Origin of the sequence: Moraxella tetraodonis, from assembly GCF_022359095.1 — a bacterium.
In the GTDB taxonomy this organism is placed as follows: Bacteria; Pseudomonadota; Gammaproteobacteria; order Pseudomonadales; family Moraxellaceae; genus Faucicola; species Faucicola tetraodonis.
This window is the reverse complement of sequence record NZ_JACSYB010000001.1, coordinates 2,159,026-2,186,025: the sequence shown is the minus strand read 5'-3', so window position 1 is coordinate 2,186,025 and position 27,000 is coordinate 2,159,026. Positions and strand designations below refer to the sequence as shown.

Genomic DNA, 27,000 nt, shown 5'->3' with positions numbered 1-27,000 from the left:
CCGTGGCTCTAGCGATTGGCGAGGGTAGTTAAGTCATACTTTAAGGCATCAAAACACACATCGGCAGCAAAGCCCCGATATTGCAAAAATCGCAGTTGACGGGCTTTTTCTTTAGGCTCCGTCGGGATGGCATCACCGTATTTTCGTACCCGTGCTGCCACTGCTTGGGCAAGCCAATCCACTTCATAGGCCTCATCTGGGTCGTCATCCGCCGTGTCTGATTCAATATCATTGAGTAATAAATCTTCAAAAAAATCATTGTGCATCTCAATCCATGCATTAATCGCACTGACCGAACGGACGGTGGTTAAGCCGTGTTTTTTTAACGTTTGAAAAATCCGCTGGGTACCATGCTGCTTGCCGATACCTTCTTTGATTAATGCAGATGTCATACGCTCATCGCTTTGATAGCCTTCTGCTTCAAATTCGGTCAAAAGCGTTTCGATAGCCGCCGCATCACATCCTTTTGCCAACAGTTTATCCCGCAGCTCTTTTTTAGACTGCTCACGCCGCCCAAGATAATAAAACGCCAGCCAACGCATGTAGCTCTCAGCTTTAAGCTTGTCATGGTAAGCTTGGCGTTGTTCATCAGTCATTAACTGATTTTCGATATTTTTTAACAAGGATTTAGGATCTGGCATAGCGGTTTTAACCGTGACTAAAAAAAGCTAACAGGCGGGGGAACAAGTTGAGCAGTATAAAAACAAAAACCCCAGTAAAAACTAGGGTTTTGGTTAGCTAGGCAATTATTGCATACCTTCGACAAACTCAGGGGGTTCAACATCATGCGCTTCTTCTGGCACAGGTTCGACATTACCAAGCTTAGCAGCGCGCACTTTGGCTTCAATCTCTTGGGCGATTTGGGGATTTTCTTCCAAGAATCTAATGGCGTTGGCTTTACCTTGACCAATTTTACTGTCATTGTAGCTGTACCAAGCGCCCGATTTTTTGACCGCATCAATATCGACACCCAAGTCAACCACTTCACCTAGATGATTGGTACCTGTCCCATACATGATGTCAAATTCTGCTTGGCGAAACGGCGGCGCCAGTTTATTTTTGATTACCTTAACGCGGGTCTCAGAACCGATGATGTTTTCACCGTCTTTAACCGCACCAATACGACGAATATCCAAGCGCACCGACGCATAGAATTTAAGGGCGTTACCACCGGTTGTGGTTTCTGGCGAGCCAAACATGACACCGATTTTCATACGAATTTGGTTAATGAATACTACCATACAGTTAGAGCGTTTGGCGTTACCGGTGATTTTTCGTAACGCTTGGCTCATCAAGCGCGCTTGCAGACCCATGTGGCTGTCGCCCATCTCGCCTTCAATCTCCGCGCGTGGGGTAAGGGCCGCGACCGAGTCAACAACAATCATATCCACCGCACCTGAGCGCACTAGCATATCGGTGATTTCAAGCGCTTGTTCACCGTTGTCAGGCTGCGTGACAAGTAAAGCGTCGACATCAACGCCCAATTTTTTGGCATAAATAGGGTCTAGCGCATGCTCAGCATCGATAAAGGCACAGGTACCGCCTTGCTTTTGACATTGGGCGATTGCTTGCAAGGTCAAAGTGGTTTTACCCGAACTTTCAGGACCATAAATTTCGACGATACGACCCTTTGGCAAACCGCCAATGCCCAGTGCAATATCCAAACCCAATGAGCCTGTGGAAACTACATCCACATTGATTTTTGCTGACTCATCACCCAAGCGCATGATGGTATTTTTACCAAATTGTTTTTCAATTTGTGATAAAGCGGCCGTTAAAGCTTTGGCTTTATTGTCGTCCATAAGGACTCCTTATTATAAAAAAGGTTGATAAAAAAGGTTAATAAAAAAGGGAAAAATTTAAAACTAGGGATAAGTTAAAAAAGAAGTGAATTGATAAGGCTATAATAACAAAATATACGAAAAATTATAGGGCTAAATCACTGATATACGACATATATTGTCGCTTATTATTGTTAATAATTAATTAAAAATGACATGAGAAAATCTCTATATAAATGGGTGTTTTTTGGGTGTTTTCAAGCTATAAGTTGCAACAAAAATCCCGACTAGTAGAGTGAGGATATGCAATGTGAGTCGCCAATATTGAGCCTTAGTGTGCCTCATCTTCTGGTGAGTCATTGGGTGGGGTTTGGGTGTTGCTAGGTATGGCAGAGCTAGGCATAGCAGTAGCAGTGCTCGGATTTGAGTCGGCTGTCGCTGCCAAATAGCTTTGCGGATGATGGTGAGTGATTTTTGCTTCTTCATGCGCCAGTGAGCGCGCCGCTTGACGTAGCTCAAATTTTTGCACTTTACCTGTCGAGGTTTTTGGGATTTGCGCAAAAATAATATGTTTGGGCACTTGGAAACCTGCCAAATATTTACGGCAATGGGCAATGATGTCTTCCCGATCTAGCGTTGAGCCTTCGCGGATTTCGATAAAGGCTACCGGTACTTCACCCCATTTGTCATGGGGAGCAGCAACCACCCCACAGCTTTCCACTTCTGGCATACGATACAGCACGTTTTCCACTTCGATACTTGAGATATTCTCACCGCCCGAGATGATGATGTCTTTGAGCCGATCCATAATTTTAATGTAACCATCCGGGTATTTGACGCCCAAGTCACCGGTCTTAAACCAGCCACCGTTAAAGGCTTCTGCGGTGGCTTTGCGGTTTTTTAGATAGCCTTTCATCACCATATTGCCACGGATAGCCAGCTCACCAATTTCGCTACCATCGGCTGCAACTGGGGTAGTGGTGCCTTGTTTGAATACATCAAATCCCGCTAGCAGATGTGAGTTCATGCCTTGGCGGGATTTTTTTTGCGCGCGTTCACTGACAGTCAAATCATCCCATTCTGGGCGCTCGACACACAGGGTGACGGGACCATATACTTCTGTCAAACCGTAGACGTGGGTGATTTTAAAGCCCATTTCTTCCATTTTGGCGAGCAAAGACTCAGGGGGTGGCGCGCCTGCGACATTACAACGTACTTCATGTTTAATGGCTTTTTTCAGCGCTTCATTACCATTGGCAATCATGTTGTGCACGATAGGCGCTGCGCTATAATGGGTGACCTTTTCATCGCCAATCAACCGTAAAATCAAATCAGCATCAACTTTGCGTAAGCACACATTGGTACCCGCCCGCTCGCCAATGCTCCAAGGAAAGCTCCAGCCATTGCAGTGAAACAAGGGGAGCGTCCATAAATACACAGGGTGCTTTGGCATATCCCAATCTAAAATATTAGAGACGGCATTTAAGGTGGCACCACGATGGTGATACACCACGCCTTTTGGAATACCTGTGGTACCTGATGTGTAGTTGAGCGCGATGGCATCCCATTCATCAGTTGGTTTTTCCCAGTTGTCTAAGTCGGTTCCTGAGGCGATCAATTCCTCATACGTCATATTGCCAAATTGTTCAGTGGGCGTGACCGCAGGGTCGGTGGCATGAATGATAATTAAGTTAGGAAATGACTCTTGAACCAGGGCAATATGCTGTTCAAATTCAGTATCAACAATCAATACTTTCGCTTCACTGTGCTGTAGGCAGAAGACCAAGGCATTGATATCCAAACGGGTATTTAAGGTACATAGCACACCACCAGACATCGGTACGCCAAACGCGACTTCAACCATGGCTGGGGTATTGGGTAGTAGCACTGCAACGGTATCGTCTTTATCGACGCCCAATTTTTTTAGGGCATCCGACATTTTGCGGCAGCGATTATAGGTCTCGCCCCAAGTTTGCCGTAAGTCATTGTGCTCATAATCTTTATACACAATCGCCGTTTGATCGGGATAGATGCTAGCAGTACGCTCAATAAAATCAATGGGAGTAAGCGGGGTATAGTTGGCAGGATTTTTTTCCAGCCCTGTATGGAAGTTTGGCATAACGACATCCCTGTAGTTAACAAATAAACGCCTTTATCATAACAAGGATTTTGACCAAATCCTATATATCAGTGTGCTTTTTGATAAAATATAAAAAAATGACCAAAATAGATAAGCCTTGACTGTGTTTTACAAGCTAGCACAACACAGTCAGGGTTTAGTCTTCGACAAATACGCAGCCAAGTGTAAACACACCGATATTTGCTATAGAAACACTGGCGGCAGGAAGAACTTCGGTTTTAGCATAACCGCGTAACGATAAATAGTTGAGTAATGACTTGGTATGAGGGTTTAAATTGCCGCTAAGCACATACATTGTACCTTTTTTGCCATTGGCGGCGGTGATGATAGCATCGGCGAGTCGCTCAATACATTTTTCAAAACTACGCACCTTTTCAAAGGCGACTATTTGACCTGAGTATTCGACTTTTACAATCGGTTTAATACCGAATAAATTGGCAAAAAAGCCGACTGGGGCTGAAATACGCTTGGTACGAATCATGCCTTTAAGGTTATCAACGGCCAAATAGATATGGATTTTATCGCGCAGGCGGTTGATTTCGGTGATGATTTGAGGGATTTCTGTGCCTTTTTTGAGTAAGCGTGAGGCTTCTTGTACAAGAATCGCTTCGCCATGTGAAATCGTGCGTGAATCATAAATATAAATTTTCATGCGATGACTAAACATCGAGCTGATATTGAGCAAGTTTTTGTAGGTCTGGCTTAAAGAAGAGGACAAACAGATGAATAAAACTTCTTGCACGTCTTCTTTGATGAGCTGATAAAAGAATTCAATGAGCTGATTTTCAGTGGGGGCAGAGGTACTGATGTCGATATTGGGGGTATCGAGTAGAATACGCGATAGACTGTCTAAGCTTAGGTTTTGTCCATCTAGATAATTGGCACCGCCCATATGGATATTCATTGGCAACATTTTGACATTTTCTGGAATGCCAAGGTCGTCAAGACAAGACGTGGACGTGCTGACAATCATTTTTTTCACAGTAATTTCCCTTCGGTTGTACTTTTATCCTAGCTTGATATTAGCATTATCACAAAAATAAGCATGATTTTTTTGTAGACTCATCGGGACAAAATTTGCCTTATGCTTTCAAAGATGACTATTTATAATAGGTTGACCTATTTTTGGTTTGATGTATGCTTAAGGTATGTTGATACAGCTACATCGCGTGACCAAATTGACGAATTCCCACATTAACGAATTGATTATAATAACGAGCTCTTTGACAAAGTGACAAGATTAATTCCTTAATGTGACCAAATAGTGAAAGGAAATTACTGCCAAGGATTATTTATGTCAAATAACAGCCGGATATCTACTCATAACACCCATTATCCGCATATTTTTGAGCCCCTAGATTTAGGATTTACCACGTTAAAAAATCGTATTGTGATGGGCTCGATGCACACAGGGCTTGAAGATCGGTTTTTTAACTATCCAAAGCTAGCCGCTTATTTTGCCGAGCGCGCCAAAGGGGGTGTTGCCATGATGATTACGGGCGGTATCTCGCCCAATCGTGAAGGTTGGTTAGTGCCGGCAGGCGGGACGCTCAATCACAAAGGCGATGTGATAAACCATCGTAAAGTCACCAAAGCTGTGCACCAATATGACTGCAAAATCATCTTGCAAATTCTGCACAGCGGTCGCTATGGTTATCATCCATTGGCGGTATCAGCCAGTCCCATCAAGTCGCCTATTTCACCCTTCAAACCCCGTCAAATGAGTGAAAAAAATATTTTGGCGACTATCAAAGACTATGCCAAAACTGCCAAACTTGCACAAATGGCGGGCTATGATGGTGTTGAAATCATGGGTTCAGAAGGCTATTTACTCAATCAGTTTTTAAGCAATCACGTCAATCAGCGCACCGACCAATGGGGCGGTAGTTTAGAGAACCGTATGCGTTTTGCGCTTGAAGTCATCAAAGCGGTACGCGAGGCGGTGGGAGAAGCGTTTATTATCACCTTCCGTTTGTCGATGATTGACTTGGTGCCCGATGGCAACACCATGGATGAAGTCATTACTATCGCCAAAGCCATCGAAAAAGCCGGTGTGACCATAATAAATACGGGGATTGGCTGGCATGAAGCGCGTGTTCCCACTATCGTCACGTCGGTGCCACGCGCAGCATTTGCCGATGTGATTGCTGAAGTCAAACGCCACGTGACTATCCCTGTGATTGCTGCCAACCGTGTCAATATGCCAGAGACTGCCGAGCAGCTGCTAGCAGATAACCAAGCTGACTTGGTACAAATGGCGCGTCCGTTCTTGGCAGACCCAGATTGGGTAACAAAAGCCAGCCTTGGGCAGACCCATCTGATTAATACTTGTATCGGCTGTAACCAAGCGTGTCTAGATCATACATTTGAGAACCAACGCTCAACCTGTCTGGTCAATCCCCAAGCCTGTTATGAAACTGAACTGGTGTATAAACCTGCCAAAAAAGCCAAAAAAATTGCCGTAGTGGGCGCAGGCATGGCAGGCTTATCAGCGGCGACGGTCGCCGCCAAACGCGGTCATCAGGTCACCTTGTTTGAAGCACAGGATAAAATCGGCGGCCAGTTTAACTATGCCAAAGTGATTCCCGGTAAAGAAGAGTTCTTTGAGACCATCCGTTACTTTACCAATTTGGTGGACAGCTTAGGCATTGAGCTTAAGCTCAATCACAAAGTAAGCAAAGAAGAGCTAGAGTCGGGTCAGTTTGATGATGTGATTATTGCGACAGGCGTTGTGCCACGGGCGCTTGACTTTGAAGGGGTGGAGTTACCGCAAGTGATGAGCTATGCCGAATTGCTATCGGGTCAAAAAGTTGCAGGTAAGCGAGTCGCGGTGATCGGTGCAGGCGGAATTGGCTTTGATGTCAGCGAATATTTGACCTCCACCCATGTTAAACCGTTTGAAAAAGATGCCCAAGGTAACGTGATTTATCAACCCCATCCGCAAAGCGTAGACTCATGGAAACGTGAGTGGGGGGTGGACACCAACCCACACTATGACAGCGAAGGTGGACTGGTAAAACCAGAGCCCATTACCCCGACCCGTGAAGTGTATTTGATGCAGCGTAAAAAAGGTCGCTTGGGGGCAGGTCTCAATAAAACCTCAGGCTGGGTGCACCGTGCTCATATCAACAAGCATGGCGTCAAACAGGTGAGCGGCATTGGCTATGAGAAAATTACCAATGAAGGGATTTGGATTACTAACCCAGACGGTCATAGCCAATTATTGCGCGTTGATAGTATCGTTATCTGCGCGGGGCAAGAATCGGTCAATGACTTAATGCCGGCCGTGGGTGATGACTTGACAGCCCAATATCACTTGATTGGTGGGGCAAAATTGGCAGGCGAATTGGACGCCAAACGTGCCATTCGCGAAGGCGCGGAAGTCGCTGCCATGTTGTAGCAGCTTTTACTATGTCATAAAAAAGGCGATGAATGAATGTCACCGCCTTTGTTTATATCGACCGCGTGTTATTGAATGGCATCAGATGCTAAGAAAAAATTGCGCGCTTGCTGAGAGTCAATCAGTTTGTCTACAGCACCTTGCAAATCGTGCGTAGTATGCGGCTGCTCAATCATCTCGCGAATGGTGTCATACAGCCGTGAAAACAACGAGAAATTACTCTGTAGCAAATAACTCATAATTAGCTCGCTCACCCCCGTCACCTCTAAATCAAGCGACGTCTTAAAGCGCAGCTCGCCATCCATCACATCCATTTCCAAATTGCCAATCATCAAATCATAATTCAGATAAGCGAGCATGGCGAGCATCTCTGGGCGATTGGCTTCAGCAATCGCAGTAGGATAAACACTGTATACCGCAATCAATTGCTGCTCACTAAAAAAACGAATCATACAACCCCAATGCCGCTCTTTATCTGACACTTGCATCGTATAATGATGAATACTTTGCTCATCTTGTTCGCTGGCTGGGTGATACATAAATTGATAACCCATACTGGCTAAGATATGCTCTATATCATCGGGAGTAATCGGTTGTAGCTCTAATTCGTCATCTGACTCGGGCGACTCACTGGCTAAAATCGGTTCATCTTGTGAATGGCTATGCTCATCAAAAGCTGCATTGACTGGATTTTTGGCAAAAGGCTGATAGCCAGTAGCTTCGGTATGCTCGCCTGTCTCAGCACAATGACCAGAGTCAGTTATTTTATCGGCTACAGGGAGTGACGCTGATTTTTCAGCAGTAAACAACAGTTTTAGGCGTTGCCATAAACGCTTCGGATTTTTGGACATTGATTTCACTTACCCAAGAAAAAATAGCTAAAAATAGAAAGAAAAACGAAAAGCAGAACAGTTAAAAAACAAAAAAGTTAACAAACAGGTTGGCAAAACTTTGACGCTATCACCAAGCTTTATATGGATACTTTATATTGATAATAGCAAAGACCTATCGCAAGTTAGTATATAATAAGCTTTCTACACAACTTTAGCCAATTATCTATACAATGGGTATGAGGCTGTGATTTATCAATTTAATCTGTTATCTATTTAATGACTTGCAAATTTTAACCAATGCTATGCCAAATCCAACACCCACTGCTATGACTATCTCGGCGACCAGTTCGCTGCTAAACTGTCAAAATGTCACCATACAACGTGGCGAATTTCCGCTGTGTGAAGCGGTGAATTTGGTGCTAAACCGTGGCGATATTTGTCATTTGGTGGGTGAAAATGGCACCGGAAAAACCACATTTTTGATGCAGCTTGCAGGGTTGATTCCTGTTTTGACGGGTGATATCAGCTGGCAGGGCAAGGCAGGGTTACCTGTGCAGCCATTTTATGTGGCGCACCAATTGGGTATTCATTTGCAACTCACCGTTGAGCAAAATTTGCGATTTTTGTTAGCCTTGTATGGCATCAAACCAAGCGCAGACGCCCTTGAGCAAGCACTCGATTGGGTTGGGTTAGCAGGTTATGAGAAAATCAACTGCTATCAACTCTCGGCAGGGCAGACGCGCCGCGTGGGTTTGGCACGCTTGCTGTTTGCGCTGGAGTATGTAGCGCAATTTCCTTGCTGGCTACTTGATGAGCCGCTGACCGCGCTTGATATCAATATGATTGCCAAAATTGAACACTTGATGCAGACATTCGTTCAGCGCGGCGGGGCAGTACTCATGACCAGTCACCAAACTGTCGCCGTCGCCAACAAGCAATTAGATTTAACCTTGTATATGGTTTAGGGGCAACTGCAATGATTGATTTTTCTGCCCTGTGGCAACGCGAATGGCAAATCAAGCAGCAAAACAAAGTGCAGTGGTTATATCCACTGGTGTTGTTTTTAATTATCATCACCTTATTTCCACTGGCGATGGGCACGGAGCCAAAATTATTGCAGCAACTAGGCGTGCCTGCGGTATGGATTGCAGCGTTATTATCACTGATTATGGGTATGGAAAACTTATTTCGCCCAGCCCTCGATAACGGTACACTGGCGCAATTGGTTGTCGCTCGCGCCTCGATTCCCACTTGGGTTTTAGTACGGCTTATCGTGCATTGGCTGACCAGTGCGGGGATGGTATGTCTGCTCGCATTTTTAGCGATGCCGCTTTTTGGTTTGACCAGCCAAGCAGCCATTGCCCTGAGTGCTTCGATTTTGGTGGGTAGTCCGATTTTGCTATGCTTATCAGCGATTGCCAGCAGCTTGACATTATCGCTAAAAAACGGCGCGGTGTTAGTGCCATTGATTTCGTTACCGATGCAGCTCCCTGTACTGATTTTTGCCACGGGGGCAGTGGGGCAATTTGCCATGGGGCTTAACGGTTATCCGATTTTAGCCCTATTACTGGCGGGCAGTATTTTGGCAGTCATCGTCACGCCTTTTGTGATTGCATTTTCATTAAAACTGGCTTGGTTAAGCTGATGATTTTTAGATGAAAAAATCCCAAAATACCAGTAAAATAAGCGAACAAATATCTTATTGTTGATGGCTTACATTCATTTTAGAAAAAAAAGCAAGGCGCATTCCATGGCAGAAATTACCCCAAACGTTGGCAAAACTGGCTTTTTTTCTCGCCTTTGGCAAGGGTTTCTTAAAACTGTTGGCACCAAAGAGTTTTATCGTATTTTTGCCCCTTGGGTGAAATACTTGGCTGTCATTGCTGCGCTGCTATTAGCGGTGGGTGCCGTTTGGGGATTAGCGTTTGCGCCACCCGACTATTTGCAAGGTAATAGCTATCGTATTATCTTTATCCATGTCCCCACTGCCAGTCTGGCCATGTCAATTTATTTGGGTATGGCAATTTTGGGGGTGATTTTTTTGGTCTGGAAAATTAAAACCGCCAATTTGGTTGCCCAAGCGATTGCACCGATTGGCTTTATGCTTTGTGTATTAAGTCTACTCACAGGCTCTATCTGGGCAAAACCTACCTGGGGCACATACTGGGTATGGGATGCGCGTCTGACTTCTATGCTGATTTTGGCGTTTTTATACGCAGGCGTGATGGCGCTATTTACTGCATTTGAACATACTGCCAGTCGTGGTAAAGCGGCGGCGATTTTATCGATTGTCGGTGCGGTTAATTTGCCGATTATCAAATATTCTGTCAACTGGTGGAACACCCTACACCAAGGCTCGACATTTACCGTAACTGAGCGTCCAAAAATGCCGCCTGATATGTATATGCCGTTGTTGCTGATGATGTTAGGCAGCTATTTTTTGGTGGCTGCACTGACAATCTATCGTACCAATACCTTGATTTTGCAACGCGAAAGTAGCAAGCAGTGGGTGATTGATGAATGCAAACGGCTATATCGTTAAAGTATTATTGCTAAGCTTATCCTAGCTAAAGTTGTCGCCATTTAACTAGCGATAGCTTTAATTCTATGGCATCAATCCATTCTCTAAACCTAAATCCAAATCTGAGGTCACCAATGAGCCCGTATTTTCATAATGTTGCCGAGTTTATCGCCATGGGTGGGCATGGTAGCTATGTGTGGTCAACTTGGCTACTGACCTTACTAGGCATTGTCGCGCTTGTCTTTTTTAGTCGTAGTCAGCGTAAAGCGACCTACCGAGATATCACTACCCAGCAGGCGCGCCAACGACAGCGTCAACAGCGTACCGCTAAGGGCAGGTGATAATAGTATCTATCGGCCTAATCGGTGTTATAATAGACAAGTAGCCCCATAGGGTTTGGTTCATCAAAAGTGAGATGAAAAAAAGCGATGAATAAAGTTCGACAAAAAAAATTAATGTGGGTGATGGCAACCTTATTTGGCGCAATCATTGCCGTCGTTCTTGTGATTTATGCGGTAGGACAACAAACCGACTATTATTTTGACCCCACAGCCATTAGTCAAGGCAAGGCACCTGAAGATACCCGTATCCGAGCAGGGGGCATGGTCGTGCGTGGTAGTGTCGAGCGAGATAGCACAGACCCGCTCAATGTCAAATTTAAAATCACCGATTTTAAATCCACCGTGCCGGTATCTTATAAAGGCATCTTGCCAGATTTATTCGCCGAAGGTTCGGGCGTGGTAGCCACAGGTTCGCTTGAAGGCAATACCTTTGTAGCAAGCGAAGTACTAGCAAAGCATGATGAGAATTATATGCCGCCAGAAGTAGCAAAATCATTAAAAACCCAGCATCAAGCCAATGGCACGGATGTCAACCAAGCGCAGTTTATGCCGGCTACCCCTGTTAAACAATAAAGTGACTTAACTAAAAAATTAATTAGCTAAAAAACCAGCCGGCTAAAAAGCCATGGAGCTAAGAAAGTGGGCAATGACCCACTTTTTTAATATCTAAATTTTTTAATATCTAAATAGTGTTAAAAAATTTATGCCATACAAAATCTTTAACCATAAAAAAAGGAAACCGCTTGGGTTTCCTTTTTGTTCAGTTTAAAAAACTGATTATTGTGCAGCAGATGCAGAAGCGTCAGCAACAGTTGCAGCAGCAGAAGCGTCAGCATCAGCAACTTGGTTAGCAGCGTCAGCAGCAGCTGAAGCTGGTGCAGCAGCAGATGCAGTTTCTACTACAACAGTAGAAGCGTTAACAGTTGCAGCAGATGCAGTTACTGCTGGTGCAGAAGCTTCAACAGTGGTAGTAGTAGTTGATGAAGCAACTGTAGTTGAAGCAGTAGTAGATGCAACAGCTGGTGCAGCTTCTTCTTTTTTGCTACATGCAGTCATAGCTAAAGATGCAGCAACTAAACTTGATACAGCGATTAATTTAACGTTCATTACGTGTTCTCCTAAAGAAAATAACCCCGTATTCACTCGACGATACTCTAAATAAAGCGTTTATTTAGAATTAAAGACACACGGGACATGAAACTGGCAATATTGTAGCTGAAACTTAGTCAAGATAAAATAACTTTCGTATAAAAAAATATAATAAATCTGATAAAAGGTTGTAACAAAATAACACCGTAACCACAAACACAACTTTTTAGGCTTATTAATATCGTACGAAAAAGATATCTTTTTTTAGCTTTTCGCAGAAAATGACGTATTATACGCATAAAAATCTATGAAGGATATCTTTATTTTTGTAAATTTACAAAATTTTTCTATTTGAAGTGCTGAATGAAACAATATATGAAAAATAAATTTTTATCGCAATAAATGGTTAGTTTTAATCAGGTTTCGCAGATTTTAGATAGGTAATAATAAGTTACATTAGTGGTATATTGTTAGGGTTTATTGTCAAAAATCTGTATAAAACTACGATTTCACACAGTAAATTTTAGGCAAAATGCTACAATGCCAAAATAAGCATATTGTATAAGCATATTATAAAAGTAAGACAGTATTTAAGGAGGTATTGGTATGAAGTGGGAAGATCGTAGTGGTAGTTCGAATGTATTGGTCAGCGGTGGTAAAGCCGTGGGTGGCGGTATCGGTAGTATTATCATTGGTTTGATTTTGTGGCTGGTGTTTGGTATGAATCCTATGACTGCTATGCAAACAGGTTCTGCAATTACCGGTGGAAATAGTGGTGGTCAACAAACCCTTGACCAGCAAACGGCTGATCGCGACCAAAAATTCGCCTCGGTGGTGTTAAAAGACACAGAAGAAGTGTGGGGTCAAATTTTTAGTGAAAACAATATGCAATACCAACAGCCTAAGTTGGTGTTATTTAATGGTATGGTACGTTCAGGTTGTGGTAATGCATCTTCAGCGACAGGACCTTTTTATTGTCCTGCTGACCAACGCGTCTATCTTGATACCAGTTTTTTCCAAGAAATGCGCCAAAAACTGGGTATCACAGGTGACCAAAATGGCTCAGGTGATGCGCAAAACCAAGGTAAAGCAGGTGACTTTGCACAGGCTTATGTGATTGCTCATGAGGTGGGTCACCATGTACAAAATCAGTTAGGTATTAGCCAAAAAGTAGATGAAGCCAGTCGCCGTGCCACGCAAGCACAAGCCAATAATTTATCAGTGCGTCAAGAGCTGCAAGCGGACTGTTTTGCCGGTGTTTGGGCAAACCGTAACCAACAACGTGTTCAATTCTTAGAGCAAGGCGATATTGAAGAAGCGATTAATGCGGCGGAGCAAATCGGTGATGACCGTTTAGCCCAAGCCAGTGGTCGAGCAGCGGTGCCTGATAGTTTCACCCATGGTACCAGTCAACAACGTATGACGTGGTTTTCACGCGGTCTAAAATCGGGTGATATCAATCAATGCGATACTTTTAGTGGTGCAATTTAAGTGGCGGTGCGATTTAAGCCCAAAGGACGCTAATAAAAAAGACGCCAACAAAAAGCTCAACACCAGGTTGAGCTTTTTTATTTTTATAAGTCAGCTAATTAATACGATTAAGCGGTAACATGATTAAGATTTATCTTTACGCGTCATTTGCTCAAAGAATTCATCATTGGTTTTTGAGTCTTTAAGTTTTTCTAGCAAAAACTCAGTGGCTTGTAGTTCATCCATTGGGTGTAGCAGTTTGCGTAGAATCCATACTTTGCGTAGCATCGCCTCATCCATCAACCGCTCTTCGCGGCGAGTGCCCGATTTTTTGATATTGATGGCAGGGAATACCCGTTTTTCGGCAATGTCTCGCTCAAGGGTAATTTCTTGGTTACCTGTCCCCTTAAACTCCTCATAAATCACCTTATCCATGGTACTGCCTGTGTCAATCAAAGCGGTTGAAATAATGGTCAAGCTACCGCCTTCTTCGACATTACGCGCGGCACCAAAAAAGCGTTTTGGGCGTTCTAAGGCATTGGCATCGACACCACCCGTTAGTACTTTGCCAGATGAAGGCAAAACCGTATTGTAAGCGCGAGCTAGACGCGTAATGGAGTCAAGTAAAATCACCACGTCTTGTTTGTGCTCAACCAAGCGTTTGGCCTTTTCAATCACCATTTCGGCGACTTGTACGTGACGGGCTGGCGGCTCATCAAAGGTCGATGCGACCACTTCACCACGCACCGTGCGCTGCATCTCGGTCACTTCTTCAGGACGTTCGTCAATGAGCAGCACTATCAAATAACATTCTGGGTTGTTTTTGGTGATGGATTGCGCGATAGATTGTAGCAATACGGTTTTACCCGCTTTTGGTGGAGCGACGATAATCGAGCGTTGACCTTTACCAATCGGGGCAATCAAGTCAATAATACGACCCGTTAAGTCTTCTGTGGTGCCGTTACCAAGCTCTAAGCGAAGCTGCTGGGTGGGGAAAAGTGGGGTTAAATTTTCAAAAATCAGTTTGTGGCGAGAGCGGTCTGGGGTGTCGAAGTTGATTTCGTTGACTTTTAATAGGGCAAAATAACGCTCAGAATCCTTGGGTGGGCGAATCGTACCAGCGATAGAGTCACCCGTCTTGAGATTGAAACGGCGAATTTGGCTCGGACTCACATAGATATCATCGGGACCTGCTAGATAAGAGCCTTCCGACGATCGTAAAAAACCAAAGCCATCGGGCAAAATCTCAAGCACGCCATCCCCATAGATAGCTTCACCGTTTCGGGCATGGGTTTTTAAAATGGCAAAAATGATATCTTGTTTGCGACTACGGGCCATGTTTTCTAGACCCATTTGCTCGCTAATCAACAACAATTCAGCAATCGATTTTTTTTTGAGTTCAGTCAAATTCATAGGTAAATCATCAATAACTAATTTTGAACCACCTCAAAACGTGAGTCGAGCAAAGGCGCTGCATCGTTTTAAGACAGTAGGGTGTGAAGAGAATATAAAGAGAAAAAAATAGAAACGTTTGAAATGATTAACTGAGCGTTGCAAACAGACAATACCAAGTACTAAACCAAATAATAGTAAATGCCTGCTAACGTAACGTTAAGCATATCGATAAGATAGTTATTTTGTGAAACACACTATACGACTTGACATATTCATTTGTCAATGTATGGGCATAAAAAACCGCGATTTTTTTACTGATAAGTATCAAAATCGCGGCGAATCTCACTGGTTGCTATCAAAAAACAGACAGTTACCAATGTAACCATTTAATTTAACCTACGCTGGTGATTCTTACCCTAGCGATTATAAGTGTTTGTTGATAAGGGCAGTCAATTGGGCTTTTGGTTGCATACCCATAGTGGCATCCACTTTTTCACCGTTTTTGAACATAAATAAGGTAGGGATACTACGGATACCATATTGTGCGGCTAGGTTTGGATTTTGGTCAACGTCGATTTTAACGATTCGCGCTTTACCCTCATATTCTGAAGAAAGCTCGTCTAATACAGGGGCGATGGCTTTACATGGTCCACACCAAGTTGCCCAAAAATCGACCAATACTGGAGTATCTGATTGTAGTACTGCTTTTTCAAAAGTACTTTCATCGGCATGAATAACTGAAGACATAGTAACTCCTACGTGTTTACGTGTTGATGTTGTTAACTGTTAGGTTTTGGATTACGGTTAAGTAATGACCCAAACGCTTGTTTTTGCCCAGTGCTTGTTTTTGCCTAATAAAAAAATCTTAATATTGGATACAATCAAACAGTGATAGAAACATTGAAGTGATAGAAACAATGATAGGATAGTGAAATCTATTAAACAGACACCCAACGGCAAATTACTTTATTGTGCTTATTATGATAGGGTCATCTTAGCATAACACAACCCTAAAACAGGGTATGGGTATGGTTAATTGTTTTGATAGTTATGATAAGAAACATTAATGGTATCTAACTAATCGTATCTAAATGATTGTAACGATGGAAGTTTTTAGAAAATATTAAAGTCAATTTTTTTTATCGATAGACAGGCATGGAGGGAGGCAAAAATGGCAGTTGCAATAAAATGGCTTTTACTCAGGGATGAAAATGCGTAAAATGGTGTCTAATCGAATTATTGACTTTAACCGACACTAAGTGACATATGCCTGACTTACTTGCTAACAACGAACTTATGGCCGCCATTGATATTGGCTCAAATAGCTTTCATCTTGCCATCGCGCGGTTAGACCATGGGGAAGTACGCAAATTAGCATCAATGTCAGAAAAAGTGCAGCTTGCCGCTGGACTTGATGAAAACAACTATTTGTCGCTTGAGGCACAAAAACGCGGGCTGGATTGTTTGACCCGTTTTGTTGGACGACTAGACGCTGTTTCCCCACAGCGGTTACGGATTGTGGCTACCAATGCCCTGCGCCAAGCCAAGAATGCGGATGAATTTATTCGACAAGCCAATTTAATTTTACCCAAACCCTTAGAAGTCATTGCTGGGCGAGAAGAAGCGCGTCTAATTTATTTGGGAGTTTCTCATACCAATGCCAGTACCGACAAACGCTTGGTGATTGATATTGGGGGTGGTTCGACGGAGTTTATTATTGGTAAAGGCTTTGACCCGATTTTGACCGAAAGCCTACAGATGGGCTGTGTTGCCTTTACCAAATCCTATTTTACTGACGGCGCTATCACCGAAAAAGCGTTTGAAAAAGCGATTGCTGCGGCGAGAAAAGAAGTGCTTGGTATTAGCCGTTTATACCAAAAAACGGGTTGGGACAGTGTCACGGGCTCAAGTGGTACGATTAAAGCGGTCAATCAAATTTTGGTACAACTTGGACTTGCCGATGAAAATGCTCGTGTGACTTACAGCGGTGTCAAAGAAATCCAAAAATTACTGATTAAAGCAAAGCATATCGACAATATTGATTTTGCCGATATTAAAGACACCCGTAAAGCAGTGTTGCCGGCTGGTGTCGCAGTGCTGTTGGCAGCGATGAATGTTTTGGGCATTGATACCATCTCTTATTCAGATGGTGCGCTGCGCGAAGGCGTCATGTACGATATGCTCGGGCGTTTTGCCAGTGAAGATGTGCGCGATCGCAGTGTACAAGCCTTGATGACGCGTTATTCGGTGGATAGAAAACAAGCAAAACGTGTGGTAGGTACCGCGCAGCAGCTGTTTGACCAAGTGAAAAACCGCTTGGGGCTTGATGAAGAAGACGCGGATTTACTTCGCCGTGGTGCCTATTTATACGAAATTGGTCTTGCCATCAGCCATAGTAGCTATCACAGGCACAGTGCCTATTTGCTGGAAAATTCGGATATTGATGGGTTCTCACAAGTCGATAAAACACGCTTGTCGCAGCTCGTGATGCACCATCGCCGTAAATTAAAACCTGATAGTTATGATGAAGTCAAAATGGTCGGCGGTGACAATCTGGTGTATTTAACTTTGATTTTACGCCTGGCGGTACTGGTGCATCACAGCCGTAGCAAACATGATACGCTACCGATTCAGCTAGCCGCTAAAGATAACCATACTTGGGAAGTTTCGGTAAATTTAGCGGATGATAACGCAAGTCTTGTGCTATCAGATTTGCAAGATGAAATTGATATTTGGCAAAAGTGGGGGATGAGCTTATCCGTTGCCACCTACGAGCCAGCTATTGGCTAAGTAAATAGCTAAACAATTTTTTAAATTTTAAATAAAGTTAAGCGTTTAGGTCTGTCATACGATATTGAGATGACAACAGTTGTAATAAAACAAGGGAATAACGACAATGAGTGTTTGGGAAAAAGTACAGCTTGCACGTCATGCAAAACGACCATTATTTTTGGATTATGCCAACCAGCTGTTCACGGAATTTGATGTGCTGCAAGGGGATCGCGCGTATGCCGATGACAAAGCGATTTTGGGGGGCATGGCGATGTTTAACGACCAGCCTGTCATGCTGATTGGTCAACATCGCGGTCGCAGCACCCGTGAGCGTATAGAATACAATTTTGGTATGGCAAACCCAGAAGGCTACCGCAAAGTGGTTAGACTGGTGCAAATGGCAGAACGGTTTAAATTGCCGGTGTTTACTTTTATTGATACCCAAGGCGCATATCCTGGCGTAGGTGCAGAAGAGCGTGGTCAAGCCCAAGCGATTGCCCAAAGTATTGCGGTATTTTCATCATTGAATGTGCCTGTGATTGCCACGGTAATCGGTGAAGGGGGGTCAGGTGGTGCACTGGCGATTGGCGTCGCTGATCGTATCAATATGCTAGAAAACAGCATTTATTCCGTGATTTCGCCAGAAGGTTGTGCCTCGATTCTATGGAAAACGGCTGAAAAAGCGCCCCAAGCCAGTGAGGCGTTGAAACTCAGTGCGACAAATTTAAAATCACTTGGCTTGATTGATGAAGTCATTGGGGAAGGCGAGGGCGCACATATCAACAGCGATGTGGCTATGACCAACCTTAAAGCCACGCTCGAACAGCAACTAGGACAGCTTGAAAAGCTTGATGAACAAACGCGTCTGCAACAACGCTATGAAAAACTGATGAGCTTTAATTCTACGGTGTCCTTACCAAAAGCCTCTGCTTGATTGTCAGTGATTTAACCTATTTTAATTTTTAATGATTCATGGGCGTTTATTGAGGCGCCCATTATTTTATCGCATTTGTTTTATTCCCTTGTTTTTCTCTTGCCGCATGAGCTTGAGCACTGTGTCTTCTATCCCTATGTCATCTGTCCCTATGTCACCTGTCATTGAAGCGATTAAACAAAGTTATCAAACCCATATCAACCCGCACCCCAAGGCTGCCACTAGAATTTATATTGCGTGCAGTGGCGGGCGAGACTCGATGGCATTACTGTTCGCCTGTCAGCAGCTACAACTACCGATTCATGTGATTCATATCAACCATAAATTGCAAAAAGTCAGTGATGACTGGCAACAACTGGTAGAAGGCTATTGCCACAAGCACCACATCGACTATGACAGCGTTTGTATCGATTGGCAATCGCAGCAAGTTTATGGAGCCGATAGCACAATCAGCCAAGAACAACAAGTCAATGAACAACAAGCCAGAACCGCCCGCTATCATGCCATCATACAGATTGCAGGCGAAAACGCCATTGTTGCCTTGGCGCATCACGCCAACGATCAGGTGGAAACCTTGTTGATGAACCTATGCCAAGGGACAGGATTGGCAGGGCTGACAGGCATGACGGCGTTTGGGGTGCAACACGAATTTGGCAAACCCATTTGGTTATGGCGTCCGTTGCTTGGGGTAACGCGTGATGAGATTAGCGACTTTGTAGCGGCGCAACATATCCCTTATGTCGATGATCCTACCAATTTTGGCGTAACTAATCAGCGCGCTTTTTTACGTAATCAGATTTTGCCACTCCTTGATGAGCGCTTTCATAAGCTAGTGCAAAATATCACCCGCACCCAGCAAAACCTAAGCGAAGCCCAGCGTATAGTCGATGACCAATATCAACAAGATTTGGCGCTATGTCAGCGCTCAAATGGCTGGACAAGTCATCAGCAATGTTTGCATATCCCCAATCTAAAATCATTGAGCCAAGCCAGACGCCTTAACCTTTTGCATCATTGGGTCAAAGGCTCGCAAAAATTTGCCCCCACTCGGCAATGGATTGCACAAATTGAGCAGTTACTACAATCAGCGCAAACAGACCAGCAAGCCATTTTGCAGTGGCAGGGGATTGAAATTAGAAAATACCGCGATACGTTATACCGCCTTGATGCCGATTATGTAAAGGCGATTCATGGCAAGTCAGACTACAGGGTATTAGCCAATTTGGCTGCTGATGTGGAATTATCTGTTGGATTATCTGTGGGGCTATCTCTAGGATTGTCGCTTGCTAGCAGAGCCGTGTTGCCCAATGAGTCTTTTCAATTATTGTCACAATCTTTTCACCAATCGTTTAAAAAACTTTGTCAACGATTTGATATTCCTAGCTGGGAGCGACAATTTGCCAAAGTGGTCATCATGAATGACGACGAAGAAAAGGTGCTCACGGCATCTCAAATACCAAAACAGTTCGCTTTATTATTGCCGAATATCAGTGTTTGGCTGGCAGATGCCCGTGAGCTGAATTTGGCTACCCAAGCAGCTTGTCCGTGGCACTTGGCTTGGGCAGACAGTCTTGATGGTGAGTCTCATTGATTTAAGACTGTCATGGACTAAGACTATCAAACCACCAATAATCCCTTGAATTTGCGCCATGCACACCAATTTACACTGTGTAAATTTGTCATCAAAATTTGCAGTAGGTATGGTAGACTTATTTGCGAATAATAGCGAGGGCGAACCCTTTAACTACTTTCTTCTAACTGCTTTCGTCACCCCACAAAAAATGACTACAAAGGACATCTATGGCAACCACAACTTTTCTTAATATCGCTTTTATTGGTGGCGGTAATATGGCATCGGCACTTATCGCAGGGCTATTGGCAAAAGGTCAGCCAAGTAGCCTACTGCATGTGGTTGAAACCGATGCTGAAAAGTTAGCGGATTTTCAAGCCCAAGGGTTAAATACTTACAATGCGAGCAATATCGACGATACCAAGCACGCCATCGAAAAAGCTGATGTGGTCGTGCTAGCCGTCAAACCGCAGGTCATTAAAGATGTACTACTGCCAGTCAAAGATAGCTGGGGTGAGCAAGTGGTTATTTCAATTGCCGCAGGGATTGCTACCGACAGCTTAGCCGAATGGTTGGGGCCGCAAGTTAAGCTAGTGCGGGCGATGCCAAATACCCCTGCGATGATTCAAATGGGTGCCACAGGCCTGTACGCGACAGCCGGGGTTAGCGAGGCGGAGCAGCAACTCGCGCAGCAAGTGATGTCCGCGGCAGGACTGGTGTTATGGGTAGATGACGAAGAGCTACTGCACGCCGTGACTGCTATCTCAGGGTCAGCGCCTGCGTATTTCTTTTATATGTTAGAAAACATGATTGCCACGGGTGAAAAATTGGGACTGACTCAAACCCAAGCCACGGCTTTGGCAATGCAAACGGCACTAGGCTCAGCGCAAATGGCATTGACCAGTCATGATACGCCAGCTGAGCTGCGTCGCAAAGTGACCTCGCCCAATGGGACTACCCAAGCAGCAATTGAAGTGATGGATGCAAAAAAAATGCATCAAATTATTGCCGATGCCATGCTAGCATGTGAGCAGCGCTCCCGTGAGCTCAGCCAAGCGTTTGGCAAATAACTCGATTTGGCTATAACATTGGCTACAACAGCAAATTTTAATTGACTATCTTAACGTCTTATCGTTAACAAGTGTGTAAGCAGCAAATAAGGATAAACACAGGGCATGACTAATCTTTTGGCAGGTTTGTTTGATATCGTCGTCGCGGCGGCGATGATACTGGTTTTCTTTCGATTTATGCTGCAGTTTGCTGGCATTACCGCAAAGGATGCGTTTGCCAAACCCATTTATCGTATGACACGCATTGTCGATGTGTTTGGACGTATTTTCCCAACCCTTGGCGATGGCAGAATCAATACCGCAAGTTTGGTGCTACTGTTTTTGCTGCGGATGATTTTTATTTGGGGCGTGCTTGGCATGATGCGCATTAATAGTCAAAATATTGGGCTGTTTTATATGCCAGAGGTGAACTTAGCCATGGTCGATTATCTATCGCGGCATTTTTCACCCGTCATGATGTTTTTTGTGGCGGCGGTGACCTTGCTGATTGATTTTTTAAGAATGTGTCAGTACATCATTATTGGCTCGTTTATCGGGGGTTGGGTGATGCTTTTTACCCAAAAAATGCCAGCGATTTTTGGCCTTCTCACCCTGCTTAGTGAGCCAATTATTCAGCCGTTTCGCAAAGTATTACCTGCCACAGGCATGCTTGATTTGGCACCTATGCTGGGTTTTTTCTTGATTATTTTGTTAGAAACCTTGGTGCAAACCGTAGGTGTTTATCTATTAACTCTATAGTCTTTCCCAAACGACGATTAAATGATTAAGCTTTAAAGCAGTGGGCTAAACAGGCGAATAGCGTTGTCCAAGAATTTTGCCCCAAAGCTACGCTGCTGCCATCCATCGCGCTGTAATGGCTCACTTTGTTGCAGGTATTCATGCTGGCAAGTAAGCATTTGCTGGGTCATGGTACGATTATAAATTGCCATACTCACCTCCATATTCAGATAAAAACTGCGCATATCCATATTGACGGTACCAAACAAGCAATAATCGTCATCCACGCACAAAATTTTGGCATGTAGCAAGCCGGCATTGAACAAATAAATCTGCACCCCTGCTGACAACAGCGGCTCAAAATAAGCCTGTGAGGCAAACCGTACCAACAGCGAATCTACTTTTTTGGGTACATTTAAAATAACCTTGACCCCACGCTTGGCAGCGGTAGTGATAGCGAGCAGCAGCGCATCATCTGGCACAAAATAAGGCGTAGTAATAACCACTTGTTTTTTGGCAGCAAAAATTGCACATACCAAGGTTTCGTAGATGACATGCCCGGTTAATTCTGGCGCCGATGGAATCAGCTGCAAACTGACTTGACTCACCGACGGGTAAGCTTGTAGGTCGCTTTGCAGCGGCAAAATGTTAAGCAGGGGCGGCTGAGGGACATGCGTGTTAGCGTTTTGACCTACACCGCGCGAGTTAGTCACGTGTTGTAATTTGTGATGATGCAGCTTTGAGGTGCCAATATACAGCGACTTGGTATAGAACGACTTGGTAAAGCGATTAACGATTTTTTTAAGGCCGGAAAAATTGGCGTTGGTTTCTGCGCTGATATCCGTGGTCGTGACAAGTGCCATGGCTTTCACCGAATTGACGTTATCATGACCTTCCACCCGTATCATGACATCAATCCATTTGCCCACATGCTCGTTTTGTTTGAAAAAATCGGGGTCGATTAAATTAAAACTTCCCGTATAGCCATAGCAGTTGTCAAAAATAGCCAGCTTACGATGATTGCGGATATCAATGCGTTTGACAATAGTTTTGAACAAACCTACGGGCAGCGATTCATGCACAAAAACACCAGCGTCTTTGAGTTTGTTTACCCACTGACTGCGAAAAAAAGCATGACTGCCAACGCTATCAGCGAGCAAATGCACGGATACGCCGCGCTGGGTAGCCGCCATCAACGCTTCCAATAACTCAATCACCCGGCCTTGTGGCGACACAATATAAAACTCCAGCAAAATCATCGTGTTTGCCGCACGGATATCGGCTAATAAACTGGCAAAAATAGCATCAGCGTCTGTCATCAGCGTCAGCGTATGATGGTCATACACGCCAAGCCCAGTTTTTAGTAGGGCGATATTGCTCAGTTGCCGTGCTTCAGTGTCTAAGTTTTTGGAAATTTCATTAAAATCAATATGCTGGGCATTGGCAAAGTCACGCAGTAATTTTTGCGCCATCAAACTGCGCTTACGGTACTGGTGCCCAATATTGATTTCACCAAATAACATATAACCGATGATGCCAACAACAGGCAGGGCAAATAACACCGCAATCCAAGCGATTGCCACGCTTTGGTGGCGCTGCTGTTGAATAACCCGCACCACTAGCCAAAGCGTGATGAGAAAATGGGCGATAACACCTAGCTGTAATAGCAACGTCTTGACAATCGACCACTCCAATAATAACCCCATTCTAGCTTGCCTAACCTAGCATTGAGGTGTAATGAAAGCGCTTGGGAATTCTTTGACCATGAGGGTGGACAATGTCAGCGACTTTCAGCACGTGTTGTATCCAAATATCTGCGCATTGTACCGCTGTCACAAGCTCATCACCCAGTGCCAAACGACCTGCGATATAACTTGCCAGACTACAGCCTGAGCCATGATATTCACCCGCCAGTCTTGGCAAAATCGCTTGATAGGCTAGTCGGCAGGTTTGGTTGTCATTAACATATAAATACTGCTCGATACCAGAGGCTTGGCTATCGTGAGACGTCTTGACTAGCACTGCTTTGGCACCTTGTTGACACAAATCTCTGGCGGCGTCGTGTAGATTGTCGATGCCTGTCAAATCACGTAGTTCAATGCTGTTGGGGGTCATTAGGGTCGCAAAAGGGGTCAACTGGGCAAAGGCAGCCACCAAAGTGTCTTTGTCACCTAAAGCACCGCCACTGTTGGCCACCAGTACCGGGTCAAGCACATACGGCGTATCTTTTGCAATACTGCCATCGCTGAAAAGCTGCGCGAGCATTGCAATATTGTCAGTGGTGCCAAGCATCCCCGACTTGATAGCTTTGACAGGCAAATCATTGAGCACCGCCAGTGCTTGCGCCCTTACCAGCCCACTTGCGCATGCCTCAAACCCAAAAACTTGCTGTGAACTTTCAACGGTCACTGCAGTACAAGCAATCGCTGCATGACTCCCTGCTTGCCCAATCGACTCAATATCCGCTTGCAAGCCTGCGCCGCCTGATGGATCTAACCCCGAAAAACACAATACAGTGGGGCGCAGTGTCATGCTGGGTGCTAAAATAGGGGCAAGGGTAGCAGGGGTTGACATAAGATTCTCACAGGCTGGTTATCAATCCTTGTAAAGGATTGGTTAAGTGGTTTTTTTAATCATTAGTTTTAAACAGATTATCACATAACGACTGGGTCATGGGCAGTCGACTTGTTTCTGGGCAGGCACGGTGCCACTGCCAAGGTGCTGCAATTATTCTCACATAATTTTTTTAAAAAGTCTTGCAAATTTGGATTGGTTTGTTATAATGCCCACCCACAATACTTGAGGTTAATGGCGACATTGACTAAAATTATTGTACGGTGTTATAGATAAGTAAGACCAATTCGGTGACGTGGGTGAGTGGCTGAAACCACAGCCCTGCTAAGGCTGCATACGGGAAACTGTATCGAGGGTTCGAATCCCTCCGTCACCGCCATTTATTGAATCAAAATTAGTTTTAAAATTATTTAAAATAAAGTTTGACAAAATAAATATTCTAACTTATAATAGCGCCCACTTCAAACGAAGACATTAGTTAAGCGCTTGTAGCTCAGTTGGATAGAGCATCAGGCTACGAACTTGAGGGTCGGGGGTTCGACTCCCTCCAAGCGCACCACTAATTACTTTGTTAAAATTAATCGCCACTCTTTGAGTTTAGGCGATTTTTTTTATGTCTTATTTTTTTATACCTCATATCGCTCGGCGGGTTATTTGGCCGTTCCATTTTTTTCACCACTGCCTCACTATTGCCTAAGGCATTTTCATCCCAGTTATGTTCATCTGAGTCATGCGCTGATGGGTCTCTAGTTTGCGTTTGAGTCATAGCGTTTTGGTTGTATTTAGGCTACAATTTCGCTTAATTACTACTATCATTCGCCCGCCATACCTATGCCTAAGACCAAAACCCCAATGTTAAAAACAGCTGAGACCAATAGCCAGCCGCAATCCATGCCATCAGCACCATTGCCAGAACAACAACCGGTGATGGCAAAAGCGGCTACTCGGCTGATTGCTATGCTGTATGATGGTATGTTGATTTTGGCGATGCTATTTTTTGTGCAGATGCTGCTTATTGTATTGGGGACTAAACTGCTAGGGTTGGCAGGGACGGATATGAAGCAAGCGGCGACATTACCGCTATGGTATCGTAATGCTGTGCAAATCCCCGCCTTTGTGATTATCTTGGTCGGGTTTTATGGGGTATTTTGGCGTAAGGCAGGGCAGACGCTTGGTATGCAGACTTGGCGGCTTAAAACCATGAACCGTGATGGCTCATTGCTAAGTTGGCGGCAATCGATGATGCGGATATTAGCCGCGTGTTTATTGCCGGTGGTGTGCGGGATGATAGGCTATCTTATCCACCAGTCGGTGGGTGCGCTGTATTTTAGTATGTTTATCGGGCTATTGTTTAATTATTGGTTCGCATGGGTCAATAAGCAAGGCTTGGCGCTGCATGATTTGCTGTCAAACACCGTGACCATGAAAATGCCAAAAATTAACCACGAAGGCTTGTTTGCTGGGTTTAAAAAGAAATAACTATTTGTCTCTCGCCCACAACCAGTCTGCCAAATCGAGCAAATAGTTATCATCGCCAAATTCAGCAATCACCGCATTTTTAGCGGTATCAAATAAGCTTTGCGCGTAAGTCTTGGCAGCCTCCACCCCCAGTAATTTGACATAAGTGGATTTATCAAGTTTCTCATCACTGCCAGCGGGTTTGCCAAGCTGCTTGGTATCGGCAGTTACATCCAAAATATCATCTTGTACTTGGAACGCCAAACCAATCTGCTCGGCAAAGCTATTGAGTGCTTGCCGCTCGCTGTCAGTTGCGTTGGCACAGATGGCACCCATCAATACTGACGCTTCAATGAGCGCGCCTGTTTTGTCGCGGTGGATGGCTTCAAGCTCAGTTTGGCTAAGCTGTTGGTGCTCGCCATTTAAATCCAGCATTTGTCCCATGACCATCCGCCGTGCCCGTGGCGCAAACGTGGCAGAAAGCGGGGTAGCAAACTCACTGTTTTCACCAAAATACGTATGGGTCAAGGCTTCAAACGCCAAGGTCTGTAGTACGTCACCGGCAAGCATGGCAGCGGCTTCACCATAGGCGATATGGGTGGTAGGGCGACCTCGGCGCAGCGCATCATCATCCATACAAGGCAAGTCATCATGCACCAGCGAATAGCCGTGTAGACACTCCACCGCCATCATGGCACGGCGCACGTCATTAGACAATTGATAGGATGGGTGGGCAAGACTGTTGTCGGTTTTTACCGTGGCAAAAGTTGCGGCAACCAGTAAAGGACGTACCCGTTTGCCGCCATTGGTCATCGCGTATAGGCTCGCTTCATGCAGCTTTGAGGGTAACTTGCAGGCTTGGAGGTAGGCTGTGATATCCGATTCTAGTTGGTCAATGACTTGGCGCGAAAAAGCAGTAAATTCCATAATCAATT

The 27,000-nt window shown here is 44.5% G+C and carries 23 protein-coding genes, 2 tRNA genes and 1 pseudogene; 15 read left to right on the top strand and 11 right to left on the bottom strand.

Annotation, left to right across the window (positions count from 1 at the left end):
• Positions 1 to 8 precede the first annotated feature (8 nt).
• The 4 genes and pseudogenes from H9W84_RS09605 to H9W84_RS09590 all read right to left on the bottom strand — a co-directional run bounded on the left by H9W84_RS09605 (position 9) and on the right by H9W84_RS09590 (position 4,894).
• The gene (locus H9W84_RS09605; protein WP_076776466.1) at positions 9 to 641 is read right to left on the bottom strand and encodes a regulatory protein RecX; all 633 of its coding nucleotides are present in this window, start codon (positions 639 to 641) and stop codon (positions 9 to 11) included.
• A gap of 105 nt (positions 642 to 746) precedes the next feature.
• Positions 747 to 1,802 (bottom strand): recombinase RecA, encoded by a 1,056-nt coding sequence (recA, locus tag H9W84_RS09600; protein ID WP_100285146.1) that lies wholly within the window; start codon positions 1,800 to 1,802, stop codon positions 747 to 749.
• Between the two features lie 457 nt (positions 1,803 to 2,259).
• Positions 2,260 to 3,900 (bottom strand): annotated as a pseudogene (locus H9W84_RS09595) (acyl-CoA synthetase); the annotation flags it as partial.
• Positions 3,901 to 4,057: 157 nt separating this feature from the next.
• Positions 4,058 to 4,894 carry a DegV family protein gene (locus H9W84_RS09590; RefSeq protein WP_239743757.1) on the bottom strand — a complete coding sequence of 279 codons (837 nt, stop codon included), beginning with the start codon at positions 4,892 to 4,894 and terminating at the stop codon, positions 4,058 to 4,060.
• Between the two features lie 321 nt (positions 4,895 to 5,215).
• On the opposite strand from H9W84_RS09590, the gene H9W84_RS09585 reads away from it, so the two are divergent.
• Positions 5,216 to 7,321: an NADPH-dependent 2,4-dienoyl-CoA reductase gene (locus H9W84_RS09585; protein ID WP_239743288.1), complete on the top strand. Its 2,106-nt coding sequence runs from the start codon at positions 5,216 to 5,218 to the stop codon at positions 7,319 to 7,321.
• Between the two features lie 68 nt (positions 7,322 to 7,389).
• On the opposite strand, the gene H9W84_RS09580 is transcribed toward H9W84_RS09585, so the two are convergent.
• Positions 7,390 to 8,172 (bottom strand): YbjN domain-containing protein, encoded by a 783-nt coding sequence (locus H9W84_RS09580; RefSeq protein WP_239743286.1) that lies wholly within the window; start codon positions 8,170 to 8,172, stop codon positions 7,390 to 7,392.
• A 284-nt stretch (positions 8,173 to 8,456) separates the two neighbouring features.
• On the opposite strand from H9W84_RS09580, the gene ccmA reads away from it, so the two are divergent.
• The 5 genes from ccmA (at position 8,457) to ccmE (ending at position 11,589) form a co-directional block, all read left to right on the top strand.
• On the top strand, positions 8,457 to 9,119 hold the full coding sequence (gene ccmA, locus H9W84_RS09575; protein WP_239743285.1) for a heme ABC exporter ATP-binding protein CcmA: 663 nt from the start codon (positions 8,457 to 8,459) through the stop codon (positions 9,117 to 9,119).
• An 11-nt stretch (positions 9,120 to 9,130) separates the two neighbouring features.
• A complete protein-coding gene (locus H9W84_RS09570) occupies positions 9,131 to 9,799 on the top strand; it encodes a heme exporter protein CcmB (RefSeq protein WP_007117161.1) in 669 nt (222 codons plus the stop codon).
• A 105-nt stretch (positions 9,800 to 9,904) separates the two neighbouring features.
• Positions 9,905 to 10,696 carry a heme ABC transporter permease CcmC gene (gene ccmC / locus H9W84_RS09565; RefSeq protein WP_239743283.1) on the top strand — a complete coding sequence of 264 codons (792 nt, stop codon included), beginning with the start codon at positions 9,905 to 9,907 and terminating at the stop codon, positions 10,694 to 10,696.
• Between the two features lie 113 nt (positions 10,697 to 10,809).
• Positions 10,810 to 11,016, top strand: a complete 207-nt coding sequence (ccmD, locus tag H9W84_RS09560; protein WP_239743281.1) for a heme exporter protein CcmD — start codon at positions 10,810 to 10,812, stop codon at positions 11,014 to 11,016.
• An 87-nt stretch (positions 11,017 to 11,103) separates the two neighbouring features.
• On the top strand, positions 11,104 to 11,589 hold the full coding sequence (gene ccmE, locus H9W84_RS09555) for a cytochrome c maturation protein CcmE (RefSeq protein ID WP_040404183.1): 486 nt from the start codon (positions 11,104 to 11,106) through the stop codon (positions 11,587 to 11,589).
• A gap of 204 nt (positions 11,590 to 11,793) precedes the next feature.
• Here the strand turns inward: ccmE and H9W84_RS09550 are convergent, their stop codons facing one another.
• Positions 11,794 to 12,123: a hypothetical protein gene (locus H9W84_RS09550; RefSeq protein ID WP_239743279.1), complete on the bottom strand. Its 330-nt coding sequence runs from the start codon at positions 12,121 to 12,123 to the stop codon at positions 11,794 to 11,796.
• 588 nt (positions 12,124 to 12,711) lie between these two features.
• Here H9W84_RS09550 and ypfJ point away from each other — a divergent pair.
• A complete protein-coding gene (gene ypfJ, locus H9W84_RS09545) occupies positions 12,712 to 13,596 on the top strand; it encodes a KPN_02809 family neutral zinc metallopeptidase (RefSeq protein ID WP_239743277.1) in 885 nt (294 codons plus the stop codon).
• A gap of 123 nt (positions 13,597 to 13,719) precedes the next feature.
• Here the strand turns inward: ypfJ and rho are convergent, their stop codons facing one another.
• Together rho and trxA are read right to left on the bottom strand one after the other, a co-directional pair.
• On the bottom strand, positions 13,720 to 14,988 hold the full coding sequence (gene rho, locus H9W84_RS09540) for a transcription termination factor Rho (protein ID WP_007117155.1): 1,269 nt from the start codon (positions 14,986 to 14,988) through the stop codon (positions 13,720 to 13,722).
• A gap of 405 nt (positions 14,989 to 15,393) precedes the next feature.
• The gene (gene trxA, locus H9W84_RS09535; protein ID WP_239743274.1) at positions 15,394 to 15,717 is read right to left on the bottom strand and encodes a thioredoxin; all 324 of its coding nucleotides are present in this window, start codon (positions 15,715 to 15,717) and stop codon (positions 15,394 to 15,396) included.
• Between the two features lie 519 nt (positions 15,718 to 16,236).
• On the opposite strand from trxA, the gene H9W84_RS09530 reads away from it, so the two are divergent.
• The 5 genes from H9W84_RS09530 to H9W84_RS09510 all read left to right on the top strand — a co-directional run bounded on the left by H9W84_RS09530 (position 16,237) and on the right by H9W84_RS09510 (position 22,054).
• Positions 16,237 to 17,760 (top strand): Ppx/GppA phosphatase family protein, encoded by a 1,524-nt coding sequence (locus H9W84_RS09530; protein WP_239743272.1) that lies wholly within the window; start codon positions 16,237 to 16,239, stop codon positions 17,758 to 17,760.
• 106 nt (positions 17,761 to 17,866) lie between these two features.
• Complete coding sequence (locus tag H9W84_RS09525) at positions 17,867 to 18,676, top strand: acetyl-CoA carboxylase carboxyltransferase subunit alpha (RefSeq protein WP_239743270.1); 810 nt, start codon at positions 17,867 to 17,869, stop codon at positions 18,674 to 18,676.
• 136 nt (positions 18,677 to 18,812) lie between these two features.
• Positions 18,813 to 20,267, top strand: coding sequence for a tRNA lysidine(34) synthetase TilS (gene tilS / locus H9W84_RS09520; RefSeq protein WP_239743268.1), 1,455 nt, complete (start codon positions 18,813 to 18,815; stop codon positions 20,265 to 20,267).
• A gap of 209 nt (positions 20,268 to 20,476) precedes the next feature.
• Positions 20,477 to 21,316 carry a pyrroline-5-carboxylate reductase gene (gene proC / locus H9W84_RS09515; RefSeq protein WP_239743265.1) on the top strand — a complete coding sequence of 280 codons (840 nt, stop codon included), beginning with the start codon at positions 20,477 to 20,479 and terminating at the stop codon, positions 21,314 to 21,316.
• A 105-nt stretch (positions 21,317 to 21,421) separates the two neighbouring features.
• Entirely contained in the window at positions 21,422 to 22,054 is a 633-nt protein-coding gene (locus H9W84_RS09510; protein ID WP_060994533.1) for a YggT family protein, read from the top strand.
• 32 nt (positions 22,055 to 22,086) lie between these two features.
• Here the strand turns inward: H9W84_RS09510 and H9W84_RS09505 are convergent, their stop codons facing one another.
• Entirely contained in the window at positions 22,087 to 23,739 is a 1,653-nt protein-coding gene (locus H9W84_RS09505) for a phospholipase D-like domain-containing protein (RefSeq protein ID WP_239743262.1), read from the bottom strand.
• Positions 23,740 to 23,749: 10 nt separating this feature from the next.
• Positions 23,750 to 24,559 (bottom strand): hydroxymethylpyrimidine/phosphomethylpyrimidine kinase, encoded by an 810-nt coding sequence (locus tag H9W84_RS09500; protein ID WP_239743755.1) that lies wholly within the window; start codon positions 24,557 to 24,559, stop codon positions 23,750 to 23,752.
• Between the two features lie 337 nt (positions 24,560 to 24,896).
• Between H9W84_RS09500 and H9W84_RS09495 the strand changes: the two genes are divergently transcribed.
• The 3 genes from H9W84_RS09495 (at position 24,897) to H9W84_RS09485 (ending at position 26,086) form a co-directional block, all read left to right on the top strand.
• Positions 24,897 to 24,986: transfer RNA gene (locus H9W84_RS09495), tRNA-Ser, on the top strand.
• 103 nt (positions 24,987 to 25,089) lie between these two features.
• Positions 25,090 to 25,166: transfer RNA gene (locus H9W84_RS09490), tRNA-Arg, on the top strand.
• 293 nt (positions 25,167 to 25,459) lie between these two features.
• The gene (locus tag H9W84_RS09485) at positions 25,460 to 26,086 is read left to right on the top strand and encodes an RDD family protein (protein WP_239743260.1); all 627 of its coding nucleotides are present in this window, start codon (positions 25,460 to 25,462) and stop codon (positions 26,084 to 26,086) included.
• Here H9W84_RS09485 and H9W84_RS09480 read toward each other — a convergent pair whose 3' ends face one another.
• Complete coding sequence (locus H9W84_RS09480; RefSeq protein WP_239743258.1) at positions 26,087 to 26,992, bottom strand: polyprenyl synthetase family protein; 906 nt, start codon at positions 26,990 to 26,992, stop codon at positions 26,087 to 26,089.
• Positions 26,993 to 27,000: the final 8 nt, after the last annotated feature.

Coding starts and splice junctions, on each gene's coding strand:
- recA (WP_100285146.1), bottom strand. CDS start 1,802: ATGGACGACAATAAAGCCAAAGCTTTAACGGCCGCTTTATCACAAATT.
- ccmC (WP_239743283.1), top strand. CDS start 9,905: ATGGCAGAAATTACCCCAAACGTTGGCAAAACTGGCTTTTTTTCTCGC.
- ccmD (WP_239743281.1), top strand. CDS start 10,810: ATGAGCCCGTATTTTCATAATGTTGCCGAGTTTATCGCCATGGGTGGG.
- proC (WP_239743265.1), top strand. CDS start 20,477: ATGGCAACCACAACTTTTCTTAATATCGCTTTTATTGGTGGCGGTAAT.
- rho (WP_007117155.1), bottom strand. CDS start 14,988: ATGAATTTGACTGAACTCAAAAAAAAATCGATTGCTGAATTGTTGTTG.
- H9W84_RS09605 (WP_076776466.1), bottom strand. CDS start 641: ATGCCAGATCCTAAATCCTTGTTAAAAAATATCGAAAATCAGTTAATG.
- H9W84_RS09530 (WP_239743272.1), top strand. CDS start 16,237: ATGCCTGACTTACTTGCTAACAACGAACTTATGGCCGCCATTGATATT.
- trxA (WP_239743274.1), bottom strand. CDS start 15,717: ATGTCTTCAGTTATTCATGCCGATGAAAGTACTTTTGAAAAAGCAGTA.
- H9W84_RS09525 (WP_239743270.1), top strand. CDS start 17,867: ATGAGTGTTTGGGAAAAAGTACAGCTTGCACGTCATGCAAAACGACCA.
- H9W84_RS09580 (WP_239743286.1), bottom strand. CDS start 8,172: ATGTCCAAAAATCCGAAGCGTTTATGGCAACGCCTAAAACTGTTGTTT.
- ccmA (WP_239743285.1), top strand. CDS start 8,457: ATGCCAAATCCAACACCCACTGCTATGACTATCTCGGCGACCAGTTCG.
- H9W84_RS09585 (WP_239743288.1), top strand. CDS start 5,216: ATGTCAAATAACAGCCGGATATCTACTCATAACACCCATTATCCGCAT.
- H9W84_RS09510 (WP_060994533.1), top strand. CDS start 21,422: ATGACTAATCTTTTGGCAGGTTTGTTTGATATCGTCGTCGCGGCGGCG.
- H9W84_RS09505 (WP_239743262.1), bottom strand. CDS start 23,739: ATGGGGTTATTATTGGAGTGGTCGATTGTCAAGACGTTGCTATTACAG.
- ypfJ (WP_239743277.1), top strand. CDS start 12,712: ATGAAGTGGGAAGATCGTAGTGGTAGTTCGAATGTATTGGTCAGCGGT.
- H9W84_RS09480 (WP_239743258.1), bottom strand. CDS start 26,992: ATGGAATTTACTGCTTTTTCGCGCCAAGTCATTGACCAACTAGAATCG.
- H9W84_RS09550 (WP_239743279.1), bottom strand. CDS start 12,123: ATGAACGTTAAATTAATCGCTGTATCAAGTTTAGTTGCTGCATCTTTA.
- ccmE (WP_040404183.1), top strand. CDS start 11,104: ATGAATAAAGTTCGACAAAAAAAATTAATGTGGGTGATGGCAACCTTA.
- H9W84_RS09590 (WP_239743757.1), bottom strand. CDS start 4,894: ATGATTGTCAGCACGTCCACGTCTTGTCTTGACGACCTTGGCATTCCA.
- H9W84_RS09485 (WP_239743260.1), top strand. CDS start 25,460: ATGTTAAAAACAGCTGAGACCAATAGCCAGCCGCAATCCATGCCATCA.
- H9W84_RS09570 (WP_007117161.1), top strand. CDS start 9,131: ATGATTGATTTTTCTGCCCTGTGGCAACGCGAATGGCAAATCAAGCAG.
- tilS (WP_239743268.1), top strand. CDS start 18,813: ATGTCATCTGTCCCTATGTCACCTGTCATTGAAGCGATTAAACAAAGT.